This window comes from Kitasatospora sp. NPDC004272 (genome assembly GCF_053603035.1).
This window is the reverse complement of record NZ_JBSGET010000015.1, coordinates 70584-81532: the sequence shown is the minus strand read 5'-3', so window position 1 is coordinate 81532 and position 10949 is coordinate 70584. Positions and strand designations below refer to the sequence as shown.

Genomic DNA, 10949 nt, shown 5'->3' with positions numbered 1-10949 from the left:
CTGCGGCCACCGACACCGCCGCCTCCAGCTCGGCGCCCTCCCGCGCCGCCGCCTCCCGCCCGGCCCGGTCGCAGCCGGCCAGCCGCAGCGCCGCGTCGGCGACGGCCGCGCCGACCTCCGCCGTGTCGTAGCCGCTGCTCTCCGGCCGGCCGCGGACCACCGCGACACCGCCCTCGACCAGGCCCAGCAGCAGGTCGCAGCGCAGCTCGCGGCCGGGCCCCGCCGGGTCGATCAGGTGCAGCAACTCGCCGTAGGCGGACCGCAGTTCGGCGCGGGAGCGGCGGAACCCGGCGAAGCGTTCGCCGCGCACCTCGGGGAGTTGGTAGAGCGCGCCGAGGTTGTACAGGCCGCGGTGCAGCAGCGCGGCGTCCGCGGCGGCCAGCGCCCAGAGCCGGGCGGCCGGGTCGACCGCGGGCCGAGCGAGCAGCGCGGTGGCCAGCAGCAGCGAGGGCTCGACGGTGGACTCCAGCAGGGTGGCGAGGATGTCCTCCTTGCGCGCGAAGTAGTGGTACATCGACGCCTGCCGCAGTCCGGCCCTCTCCGCCACCGCGCGGGTGGTGGTGGCGGCGTACCCGTTCTCCGTGAACAGTTCCGCCGCCGCCGCCAACACCTCTTCGCGCGGCGTCAGTTCACTCTCCGAGGGCCCCGCCACCCGGGGCCGGCCGACCCGCGCGGACGGGCGGGAATGCTGGGTGACCATGCCCCGGATCCTGTCACACGCCGGAGCCCGCCCACTCCCCGTCCCCTCACTCCCCCGTCCCCTCGCTCCCCGTCCCCTCAAGGCCCCGTCCCCTCAAGGCCCCGTCCCCTCAAGGCCCCGGCGCCGAGAGGACCCCGGCCTACGCCGGGGTCCGGAGCACCGGGATCCACAGCTGTGCGGTCGACTGCTCCGGGTCGTCCGGTACGGGCCGGACGCGCAGGATCTCCGGGCCGGGCCGGTACTCGTACGGGTTGGAGGGGATCCAGCGGGCCGCGACGTCGGCCCACATCTGCTGCAGTGCCTGCGGGAACGGCCCGGTGTTCTCGAACACCGCCCAGCTGCCCGCCGGGCACTCCAGCACGTCGAGGTCAGCGGGCAGTTCGGCGGCCCCGCTCACCACCGCGTGGTAGTAGTCGAGCAGGCTGCCCTCCGCGAAGCCGGCCGGCCCGTCCGGCCCGTCCGTCCCCTCCTCCGGCAGCCGGACCGTCGCCGCCACCAGGCCCTCCGGCTCCTGGTCGGAGAGCGCGACGATCCGCGCCGTGGTCTCCGGCGGGACGCTCCGCACGTGCTCGACGATGTGCGGGTTGACCCCCTGGTGGATCAGCGGGACCCGGGCCTTCCTGCCCACCACCCGGAACGCTTCCTTCTCCACGATGCGGTACCGCATGGTGGCACTCCCTTCGACGACGAGACGGAAGGAGAGCCGGGGCTGCGCGTTCAGCACCGCGCCGTTGCGCCGCGCCTCCCCGGGCCCGACCCCGTGCAGGGTGCGGAACGCCCGGGCGAAGGCTTCCCCGGAGGTGTAGCCGTAGCGCACCGCGACGTCCAGCAGCGACGGCTGCCCGGCGAGCACCTCGGCCGCCGCGACGGTCAGCCGCCGGCGCCGGACGTACTCCGACAGCGGCATCCCCGCCAACGACGAGAACAGCCGCCGGAAGTGGTACTCCGACGTGGCGGTGATCCGGGCCAGCTCGGCCACGTCCAACCGCCGGTCGAGGTGCTCCTCCACGTGGTCCATCGCCTGGTTCAGCCGCTCCAGCACCCCGGCTCCCTTCCCTTTTCCTTGTCCTCGACCCTAGGGAGGGCCGCCCCGCCCGCACCCGACATTCCCGGCCCGCTCCGGTCGGGTCCCGGCCCCGCCACCGGGCGACCCGCGCGGGGAGGTCCCGGTCAGCGTTCTACGGCGCGGATGATTCCGGCGGAGAGGCCCGCCGCGATCGCCGAGGTGCGGGAGTCGACGCCGAGTTTGTCGTAGACGTGCACCAGGTGGGTCTTGACGGTCGCCTCGCTGATGAAGAGCCGCTTGGAGATCTGCCGGTTGGGCAGGCCCTCGGCGAGGAGTTGCAGGATCTCGGCCTCGCGCGGGGAGAGCGTGGGGCGTCCGGCCCGGACCCGGCCGAGGAGGCGGGCGGCGACGGGCGGGGCGAGGACGGTCTCGCCGCGGGCGGTGGCGTGGACGGCGGCGGCGAGGTCCTCGGGCGGGGCGTCCTTGAGCAGGTAGCCGGTGGCTCCGGCTTCGACGGCGGCGAGGATGTCGGCGTCGGTGGAGTAGGTGGTGAGGACCAGGACGGCGGGCGGTTCGGGCAGCGCGGTGATCCGGCGGGTGGCTTCGACGCCGTGCATGCCGGCGCCCATCTGGAGGTCCATCAGGACGACGTGCGGGCGCCGGTCGGCGGGCAGTTCGGCGAGCAGGGCGAGCGCGGCGGCGCCGTCCGCGGCCTCGCCGACGGCGGTGACCCCGGGCAGCTCCTCGACGATGGCGCGCAGGCCGCGCCGGACCACGGGGTGGTCGTCGACCACCAGGACCCGGATCACCGCCGCACCCCGGCGAGGACGAGCGCGAACCGTCCGGCCGTCCGCCGCGCCGCCCCGGGCGGCTCCTGCCCGGGCGGCGCGGCGGTCTCCTCCGCGGCACCGGCCGCGGGCCGTTCGACGGCGCGCAGCGGGAGCGTCGCGGCGACCGCGGTGCCCTCGCCGGGGGCGGATTCGACGGTGAGGGTGCCGCCGAGGGCGGCGATCCGCTCGTGCATGCCGTGCAGGCCGAAGGAGTCGGGGGCGGGCGCGGTGGCGGGGTCGAAGCCGGTGCCGTCGTCGTAGACGTCGAGGGTGACGGCGTCGTCGAGGTAGGCGAGGGTGACGGCGACGTGCGCGGCGGCGGCGTGCCGGACGGCGTTGGCGAGGGCTTCCTGGGTGAGCCGCAGCAGGGCGACCTCGGCTTCGACGGGCAGCGGGTGGGGGTCGCCGTCGCGGTGGAAGGCGGCGCCGGCGCCGTCGGCGAGGCGGCGCAGCGCGTCGGTGAGGGTGGTGCCGTCGAGCGCGGGCGGGGTGAGGGCGTGGACGAAGCGGCGGGCCTCGGCGAGGTTGGCGGAGGCGGTGCGTTCGATCTCGTCCAGCAGCGGCGCCGGGTCGGGGGCGCCGCCGGCCTCGCGGGCGAGCAGCACGATCCCGGCCAGGCCCTGGGCGAGGGTGTCGTGGATCTCCCGGGCCAGGCGCTGGCGTTCGGCGAGCCGGCCGGCCTCGCGCTGGCTGGCGGCGAGTTCGTCGCGGGTGCGGACCAGGTCGTCGATGAGCTGCTGGCGGGCACGGCTCTCCCGGTAGAGGGCGGCGTAGCCGTACGCGGTGAGCAGGGCGACGGCGAGTCCGGCCAGCGGGCCGAGGACCTTGGCGGTGGTGAGGCCGCCGGGGGTGGTGCTCTGGGCGGCGACGACGGCGGCGGTGAGCGCGAGGACGGCGGGCAGGGCGAGCCGGGGCGGCAGGGCGTGCAGGCAGACGAAGTACAGCGGGAAGGCGAGGTAGCTGAACTCGGGGTGCTGGAGGGTGAGTCCGATCCACAGGGCGGCGACGGCGAGCAGCCAGCCGGCGCCCAGCGGCCGCGACGCGCGGATCCGCCGCAGCGCGCCCCCGGCGGCGTACACGGCGGCGAGCGCACCGGCGGTGGCCCAGCCGCCCGGTCCGAGTGCCCCGTCGGCGGCGGCGCGGGCCAGCAGGACGGCGAGCAGGGTGAGGAACAGGCCGTGCACGGCGAGGTTGGCCAGGCGCAGCGCGGGCGTCGGGCCGGCCGGGGAGGGGTGGGGTTCGGTACGGGGCACGCTGTCCGAGGGTACGGGGCGCCGGCGCCCGCGCACGCCGCCGCGGCATCAACCGTTCGGTGGATTTCCGGGTGCACCGCCCGGCGGGTGCGCGCTCCCTCCCTCTCCCCGATGTCGGCGGGGGCCGCGCGGACCAGGCTGGGACCGTCCCGCCGTCCGTCCTCCGAAAGGTCTCCCGTGTTCGTCGCTCTACGTGACATCCGTTTCGCCCGAGGGCGGTTCGCCCTGATGGGTGCGGTGGTCGCCCTGATCACGACCCTGGTGGTGTTCCTGTACGGCCTGACCGGGGGCCTGGCCTCGGCGGCGTCCTCGGCGATCGCGGGCCTCCCGGCGGACGGCGTGGTGTTCGGCGCCCCGGCGGGCGGGGAGGCGGAGGTGTCGTTCGCGTCCAGCACGGTCTCGCCGGGCCAGCGCGCGGCGGTGGCGGGCGCGGGGGCGGGGGCGGTGCACCCGCTGGGCGTGGCGATGTCGCGCCTGACGGCGGACGGCGGCGGCGCGGCCTCGGTGAGCGTGCTGGGCACCGATGCGGACCTGCTGCCGCCGCTGCTGCGGGGCGCGGCCCCGGTGGACGGCGAGCTGGCGGTGGGGGCCGACACGGCGGCCGCGCACCACCTCGCCCCGGGCAGCCGGGTGACGCTCGGCGCGCGGGAGTTGACGGTCTCGGCGGTCACCGCGCCGCGTTCGCTCTCGCACGCTCCGAGCGTGTGGACCACGCCGTCGACCTGGCAGTCGGTCTCCGGCCAGCGGCAGCCCACGGCGCTGGCGGTGCGCGGCGGCCTGCCGCACGGCCTGCCCGCCGACCTGGCGGCGGTGTCGCTGGACGACGCGCTGGCGGGCATCAACGGGTACGCGGCCGAGCAGGGCAGCCTGCAGCTGATCCAGGGGTTCCTGTTCGCGGTGAGCGCCCTGGTGGTGGGCGCGTTCTTCACGGTGTGGACGGTGCAGCGCCGCCCGGACGTCGCGGTGCTGAAGGCGGTGGGCGCCTCCAGCGGCTACCTGGTGCGCGACGCGCTGGCCCAGGCGGCGGCGGTCCTGCTGGCGGGGGCGGTGCTGGGCGGGGCGCTGGGCGCGCTGGGCGGGGCGCTGGCCTCGGCGTCGGTGCCGTTCGACGTGGGCTTGTCGACGGTCGCCGTCCCGGTGGCGGCGATGGTGCTGCTGGGCCTGCTGGGCGCGGCCCTCGCGGTGCGCCGGATCACCGCCGTCGACCCGCTGGCCGCCCTGGGCGCCAACCGATGACTCCCCGTCCCCCTGCTCCGGAAGGCCCCGCCGTGACTGCTCCGACCACCGACACCTCCCTGCGCACCGGCCTGGCGCTGCGCGGCGTGACCCTCAGCTACCCGGACGGCGAGAGCCGGCTGGTCGCCCTGGACGACGTCGAACTGTCCGTCGCCCCGGGCGAGTTCGCGGCCGTCGCGGGCCCGTCCGGCTCCGGCAAGTCCAGTCTGCTGGCGGTCGCCGCGACGCTGCTGCGCCCGGACCGCGGCGAGGTGCTGGTGGACGGGGTGGACGCGGGCGCGCTGGGCGAGCGCGAGCGGACCGCGCTGCGCCGCGAGCGCCTGGGCATCGTGTTCCAGCAGTCGAACCTGCTGGCCTCGCTGACCGCCGTGGAGCAGTTGCTCGTCCTGGAGTCGGTGCGCGGCCGCCGTCCGGCCCGGGCCCGCGCCCGGGCCGGGGAGCTGCTGGAGTCGGTGGGCCTGGCGGGGGCCGAGCAGCGCCGCCGCCCGCACCAGCTGTCGGGCGGCGAGCGCCAGCGGGTGAACATCGCCCGCGCCCTCTTCGGCAGCCCGTCGGTGCTGCTGGTGGACGAGCCGACCTCGGCGCTGGACCACGAACGCGGCGCCCAGGTGGTCGAGTTGCTGGCCGAGGTGACCCGGACGCACCGCACCGCCACCGTGATGGTCACCCACGACCGCGACCTGCTGGGCCGGGCCGACCGGGTGCTGGAGATGCACGACGGCCGGCTGTCCCGGGCGCGTTAGGGGATCGGGACCCGGTCGAGGAGCTTGCCGCCGTTGAAGAGCTGCCCGGCGGGCGGCTGCGCGGCCCGCACCGGCGCGTCGAACTCGCTGAACGCCACGGCGAGGGGGTCGCCGCCCACCGAGAGCAGGTGGGGTTCGGTGTCGCGGGTGACGGCGACCTCCACCGTGTCGTAGCCGTGGGTGGTGTCCAGCATGGTGAAGGTGAGGGCTTCGGTGCCGTTGACCGTCTTGGGCACCGCCGGGCCGAAGGTGCTCGCTTCGGCGCCGCTGTCCGCCAGACCGGCCTGCTCCTGGGCTTCCAGGCCGAGGTCGCAGAAATCGGCGAACTTCGCGGCGGTGGTGATGCCGTGGGCGGAGTAGGCCAGCCACTTGTCGCCGATGCGGTCGGCCGAGCCGAGCGCGATCCTGGCCTTGAGCCGGGCGTCCGGCTTCATCCACACGGTGGTGCCGCTGCGGATGATCTGCGCCCCGCCCGTGCCTTCGACGTCCAGCGCGCCGACGCAGTTGCCGTCCCGGTCCGCCGACACGCTGCCGGTGACCTGCCCGTCGCCGTGGCCGGTGTAGGTGGCCTTGACGGAGGTGAGCGCCACCCCGGCCGTCCGTGCCCTCCGCAGCAGCTCCACGGGTTGGGGGACGGCCGGGCTGCTCTTCGTGAGCGGCGAGGCGGGGGCGGCGGGCGCGGAGGCCGCGGCGTCCGACCCGCCGGCCCCCTCGGGCCCGCAGGCCGTCAGGCCCGCCGCGGCGAGCGTGGACAGCAGGACGACCCCGGAGAGCCGGTGGGTGCGCATGGGCATGTGGTTCCCGTTCGAACGGTTGACGACCGCGCGAGCGTGGCAGCAGCCCGGGGCGCTTTACCCACCACCCCCCTTGTCTTTACTCGTCCTTTGCCCCGGGGTGGTGACGACCCGTCAGCGCCCCGACGGCCGCAGCGCGCCCTCCGGCTCGCCGGCCTGCCCGGCGGGCCTGTCGCCGACCGCCCACAGGTGGCGGATGTGGCCGAGGTGCCGGGTCATGCACTCCTGGGCGGCCTCGGCGTCGCCGGTCAGCAGCACGTCGAGCAGTTCCAGGTGCTCCTCGGCGGAGCTGACCAGCTCGCCCTGCTGGTCGAGCCGGTTGAGGCCGTAGAGCCGGGAGCGCTTGCGCAGGTCGCCCACGGTCTCCACCAGCCGGGCGTTGCCCGCCAGCGCGAGCAGGTCGAGGTGGAACTGCCGGTCGGCCTCCAGGTAGCCGATCAGGTCGTGCTTGCGGGCGGCCGCGACGATCGCCCGGGCCTGCGGGCGCAGTGCTTCGAGCTGTTCGGCGGTGGCGGTCCGGGCGACCCGGCCGACGGTGGGGACCTCGATCAGGGCGCGGATCTCGGTGAACTCGTCGAGGTCCCGGTCGGAGAGCTCGGTGACCCGGAAGCCCTTGTTGCGGACGGCCTCGACCAGGCCCTCGCGGGCCAGGTCGAGCATCGCCTCGCGGACGGGGGTCGCGGAGACGCCGAAGTCGGCGGCCAGCGTCGGGGCCGAGTAGACCACCCCGGGGCGCAGTTCACCGGAGATGAGCGCCGCACGCAGGGCGTGGGCGACCTGGTCGCGCAGCCGCTCCTGGACGGAGATGGGGTTGCGGGGCTTGAGGTCGGCCATGGTGTTCCTCCGGAGGTTCAAACAGAACCCCATTGTACAATGTCACGTTGCGGAGAGTGAATGCCCTACCTGCGACTGTCGCCGTCCGTGTCCGCACCCGCGCGGCCCGCCTACCCGCCGGTCCGCTGCCGCGCCGAGACGTACTGCGCCGCCGCCACCGCAAGATCCTGCCACGCCATGCCCACGCTCTTGAAGAACCTGGGTCGATCATGGCGGACGACGGCCTTCCGGGTGACCAGTTCGGCCAGATTGGCGAGCCGTTCGGCCCCGGCCCCGGCCATCAGCAGGTCCCCGGCCTCGCGCAGCGCGACCTCGCGGGCCTCCACGAACAGGTCGGCGCGGTCCACCAGGCGGGCGTCCACCTCGCGGGCCGCCGGCTCGTGCGAGCCGACCGCCGCGACCACCGCCCGGTCCGGCACCAGCGCGCCGTCGAACAGCGGGGTGCGGGCGGTGGTGCAGCACACCACCGCGTCCGCGCCGGCCACCGCCCCGGGCGTGCCGACGGCCGCCGACAGGCCCAACTCGGCCGCGCGGGAGACCAGTTCCGCGGCCGGCCCGGGCCGGCGGGCCACCACGGTGACCCGGTCCAGCCCGGGCAGCACCGCGTTCAGCGCCTCCAGGTGCCCGAGCGCCTGCGGCCCGGCGCCGAACAGCACCAGGTGCCGGGTGTCCGGCCCGGCCAGCGCCCGCAGCGCCAGCGCGGTGACCGCGGGGGTCCGCAGCGCGGTGAGCGCCGCCCCGTCCAGCAGCGCGAGCGGCTGCAGGGTCGGCCCGTCCAGCAGCAGGTACGACCCGGTGATCCGGGGCAGCCCGGCCGCCGGATTGCCCGGCGCCACCCCCGCGACCTTCACCCCGGCGTACCGGTCCGTCGCGGCCGGCATCAGCAGCAACTCCCCCGCCGGCACGGCCACGTTGGACCGCGCCGGACACGCCTCCACGTCCAGCCCCTCCACCAGCGTCCGCTCCAGCGCGGCCACGGCGGCCGGGAAGTCGAGCGTCAGCTCCAACTGCGCGGTCACAGCAGGAACCCCGCGCCGAGGGTGTCCTCGCCGTCGAGGACGAAGCGGTGCTCGCCGGTGCGGTGGGCGGTGCCGGTGACCTCGGTGATCACGCCGCCGGCCCGCGGCTCGCGGACCCGGCCGGTGAAGACGGTGCCGATGATCGAGTCGTGGCGCAGCACCCGCCCGCCGGTGAGGGCGCCCTCGTCGGCGAGCAGGGCGAGCCGGGCGGAGGTGCCGGAGCCGCACGGGGAGCGGTCGATCTGGCCGTCGGCGAAGACGGTGACGTTGCGCTGGTGCGGGCCGGTCGGCGTGTCGGGCAGTTCGTCGTGCAGGATGACGCCGTAGACGCCGTCGCGGTGCCCGGCGAGCGCCTCGTGGCCCTCCAGTGCGGCGCGGACCTCCCGCCCGGCGGCGGTGAGTTCGGCCAGCCGGCCGGGGACGACGGACAGGCCGAGCGCGGCGGCGGGCAGCGAGGCGTAGACCGCGCCGGAGTGCGCCAGGTCGACCCGGACCGTCCCGAGCGGCGTGGACAGCTCGACCCCGCGGGCCAGCACCCGGGTCGGCACGTTGCGGAAGGTCACCGCGGTGGTGCGGCCGCCGCTGCGGTGCACGGTGGCGCTGACCCGGCCGGAGGGGACGTCGATGCGCACCAGCGCGGTGCCGTCGTCGGGGGCGGCGACCAGGCCGGTGTCGACGGCCCAGGCGCCGAGCGCCATGGTGCCGTGGCCGCAGGCGGTCGAGTAGCCGTCCTTGTGCCAGAACAGGACGCCGAAGTGCGCCTCGCCGTCGTCCGCGGGCACCACGAACCCGCCGTACATGCCCGCGTGCCCGCGCGGTTCGCGGGTCAGCAGGCGGCGCACGTCGTCCAGCGCGCCGGGGCGCGGCGCGTTGGCGCTGCCGCCCGCGCCGATCGCGATCGAGCGGCGTTCGGCGACGGTGTCGCCGGGGATCGGCGGCAGCCCGGCGACGACGATCCGGAACGGTTCGCCCGCGGTGTGGTAGTCGGTGGTGGAGACCTGGTTCACCAGCGCTCCCCGCTTGGCCGGTGCTCCCCGGTCCGTCGCTGCTCCCCGCTTGGCCGGTGCTCCCCGGCCCGTCAGTCCGCCCCGGTCCATCAGTACGCCCCGGCGGGCAGCACGCTGACGGTGCGCGCGGCGGTGTAGAAGTCGAGCGCGGCCTGCCCCTGCTCGCGGGAGCCGTACGAGGCGCCCTTGGCGCCGCCGAACGGCAGGTGGAAGTCGACGCCGCTGGAGGGCGCGTTGATCCGGATCATGCCCGCGTCCAGCCGGTCGGCGGCGGCCAGCGCCACGTCCAGGCTGCGCGAGTGGACGGAGGTGGAGAGGCTGTGCCGGGTGTCGTTGGCCAGCGCGATCGCCTCGTCCAGGTCGGCGGCGGGCAGCAGCACGGCGAGCGGGCCGAAGAACTCCTCCTCCAGCAGCGGGTGCCCGGCCGGGACGTGCTCGACCAGGGTCGGCTCCAGGAACCAGCCCGCCCGGTCGGCCCGGCCGCCGCCGGCCAGCACGGTGGCGCCGCCCGCGCGGGCGGTGTCGATCGCCCCGGTCAGCCGCTCCAGCGCCTGCCGGTTGATCACCGGGCCGCAGGCGGTGGCGGGCGCGGCCGGGTCCGCGGCCGGGGTCCGCCCGAGCGCCTTCGCCAGCGCCTCGGCGAGCGGCTCGTAGGCGCCGCCGACGGCGATCACCCGGCTGGTGGCGGTGCACTTCTGGCCCGCGTAGCCGGCCACGGCGCCCGCCAGGTGGGCGGCGGCCTGCGCGATGTCGGCGTCCGGGAGGACCAGGGCGGCGTTCAGGCCGCCCATCTCGGCCTGCACCGGGACGCCGCGTTCGGTCGCCCCGGCGATCACCGCGCGGCCGACCCCGGTGGAGCCGGTGAAGGAGACGACGTCGGCGCCGCCGATCAGTGCCGTCCCCGCCTCGGCGCCGCCCGGCACCACCGTCAGCACGCCCGCGGGCAGGTCCGTGAGTTCGGCCAGCCGCAGCGCCACCGCCACCGCCTCGGAGGACGGCTTGAGCAGCACCGCGTTGCCGACGGCCAGCGCGGGCGCGGCCTTCCAGGTCGGGATCGCCAGCGGGAAGTTCCACGGGGTGATCAGCCCGGCCACCCCGTACGGGCGGCGGCGGGTCAGCAGCAGGCCGGGACCGGCGGCGGGCTCGTGCACCTCGCCGGCGGCGGCGAACGGCGCCTGCGCGTAGTAGCGCCAGATCGCCACCGTGCGGGCGACCTCGCCGCGCGCCTCGGCGACCGGCTTGCCGACCTCGCGGACCACCAGGGCGACCAGTTCCTCGGCGGCCGCCTCGATCGCCGCGGCGGCCCGGGTCAGCGCGAGCGACCGGCCGGCCGCCCCCAGCTCCCACCAGCCGCGCTGCGCGGCCCGCGCGCCCGCGAGCGCCGCCGCGACGCCGTCGGCCCCCGTCGACGGCACCGAGGCGACCAGGTCGTCGGGGTCGGCGGGGTTGTACGAGTCGATCGTGGTCATGCTCAGGAACCTTTCACAGAAGGGGAGTTGACGGAGACTGCCGAATCCGGGAGGGGGA

The 10949-nt window shown here is 76.4% G+C and carries 11 protein-coding genes; 2 read left to right on the top strand and 9 right to left on the bottom strand.

The window, feature by feature from the left end; translation table 11 throughout:
* From ACWEO5_RS07605 to ACWEO5_RS07590, 4 genes are all read right to left on the bottom strand, one after another.
* The coding region (locus ACWEO5_RS07605) for a TetR/AcrR family transcriptional regulator (protein WP_452161062.1) at positions 1–700 on the bottom strand (700 nt) is incomplete at its 3' end.
* A 139-nt stretch (positions 701–839) separates the two neighbouring features.
* Positions 840–1742 (bottom strand): AraC family transcriptional regulator, encoded by a 903-nt coding sequence (locus tag ACWEO5_RS07600; protein WP_452161060.1) that lies wholly within the window; start codon positions 1740–1742, stop codon positions 840–842.
* A gap of 128 nt (positions 1743–1870) precedes the next feature.
* Positions 1871–2515 carry a response regulator gene (locus ACWEO5_RS07595; RefSeq protein ID WP_452161058.1) on the bottom strand — a complete coding sequence of 215 codons (645 nt, stop codon included), beginning with the start codon at positions 2513–2515 and terminating at the stop codon, positions 1871–1873.
* Positions 2512–3789: a sensor histidine kinase gene (locus tag ACWEO5_RS07590; RefSeq protein ID WP_452161056.1), complete on the bottom strand. Its 1278-nt coding sequence runs from the start codon at positions 3787–3789 to the stop codon at positions 2512–2514. Before ACWEO5_RS07590 ends, ACWEO5_RS07595 begins: the two co-directional genes overlap by 4 nt.
* A 177-nt stretch (positions 3790–3966) precedes the next feature.
* Here ACWEO5_RS07590 and ACWEO5_RS07585 point away from each other — a divergent pair, with 177 nt between their 5' ends.
* Both ACWEO5_RS07585 and ACWEO5_RS07580 read left to right on the top strand, forming a co-directional pair.
* The gene (locus tag ACWEO5_RS07585) at positions 3967–5025 is read left to right on the top strand and encodes an FtsX-like permease family protein (RefSeq protein WP_452161054.1); all 1059 of its coding nucleotides are present in this window, start codon (positions 3967–3969) and stop codon (positions 5023–5025) included.
* 32 nt (positions 5026–5057) lie between these two features.
* Positions 5058–5768, top strand: coding sequence for an ABC transporter ATP-binding protein (locus ACWEO5_RS07580; protein ID WP_452161052.1), 711 nt, complete (start codon positions 5058–5060; stop codon positions 5766–5768).
* Here ACWEO5_RS07580 and ACWEO5_RS07575 read toward each other — a convergent pair.
* The 5 genes from ACWEO5_RS07575 to ACWEO5_RS07555 all read right to left on the bottom strand — a co-directional run bounded on the left by ACWEO5_RS07575 (position 5765) and on the right by ACWEO5_RS07555 (position 10891).
* Entirely contained in the window at positions 5765–6562 is a 798-nt protein-coding gene (locus ACWEO5_RS07575; protein WP_452161049.1) for a hypothetical protein, read from the bottom strand. The two genes, ACWEO5_RS07580 and ACWEO5_RS07575, sit on opposite strands and share 4 nt — an antisense overlap.
* A gap of 114 nt (positions 6563–6676) precedes the next feature.
* Complete coding sequence (locus tag ACWEO5_RS07570) at positions 6677–7396, bottom strand: GntR family transcriptional regulator (protein WP_452161070.1); 720 nt, start codon at positions 7394–7396, stop codon at positions 6677–6679.
* 110 nt (positions 7397–7506) lie between these two features.
* On the bottom strand, positions 7507–8415 hold the full coding sequence (locus ACWEO5_RS07565) for an ornithine cyclodeaminase family protein (RefSeq protein WP_452161047.1): 909 nt from the start codon (positions 8413–8415) through the stop codon (positions 7507–7509).
* A complete protein-coding gene (locus ACWEO5_RS07560) occupies positions 8412–9425 on the bottom strand; it encodes a proline racemase family protein (protein ID WP_452161068.1) in 1014 nt (337 codons plus the stop codon). Before ACWEO5_RS07560 ends, ACWEO5_RS07565 begins: the two co-directional genes overlap by 4 nt.
* Positions 9426–9511: 86 nt before the next feature.
* The gene (locus ACWEO5_RS07555; protein ID WP_452161045.1) at positions 9512–10891 is read right to left on the bottom strand and encodes an aldehyde dehydrogenase family protein; all 1380 of its coding nucleotides are present in this window, start codon (positions 10889–10891) and stop codon (positions 9512–9514) included.
* Between the last annotated feature and the right edge of the window lie 58 nt (positions 10892–10949).

What these genes read in the sequence shown, in the direction of transcription:
- ACWEO5_RS07575 (WP_452161049.1), bottom strand. Translation starts at nt 6,562, where the DNA reads ATGCCCATGCGCACCCACCGGCTCTCCGGGGTCGTCCTGCTGTCCACG.
- ACWEO5_RS07570 (WP_452161070.1), bottom strand. Translation starts at nt 7,396, where the DNA reads ATGGCCGACCTCAAGCCCCGCAACCCCATCTCCGTCCAGGAGCGGCTG.
- ACWEO5_RS07555 (WP_452161045.1), bottom strand. Translation starts at nt 10,891, where the DNA reads ATGACCACGATCGACTCGTACAACCCCGCCGACCCCGACGACCTGGTC.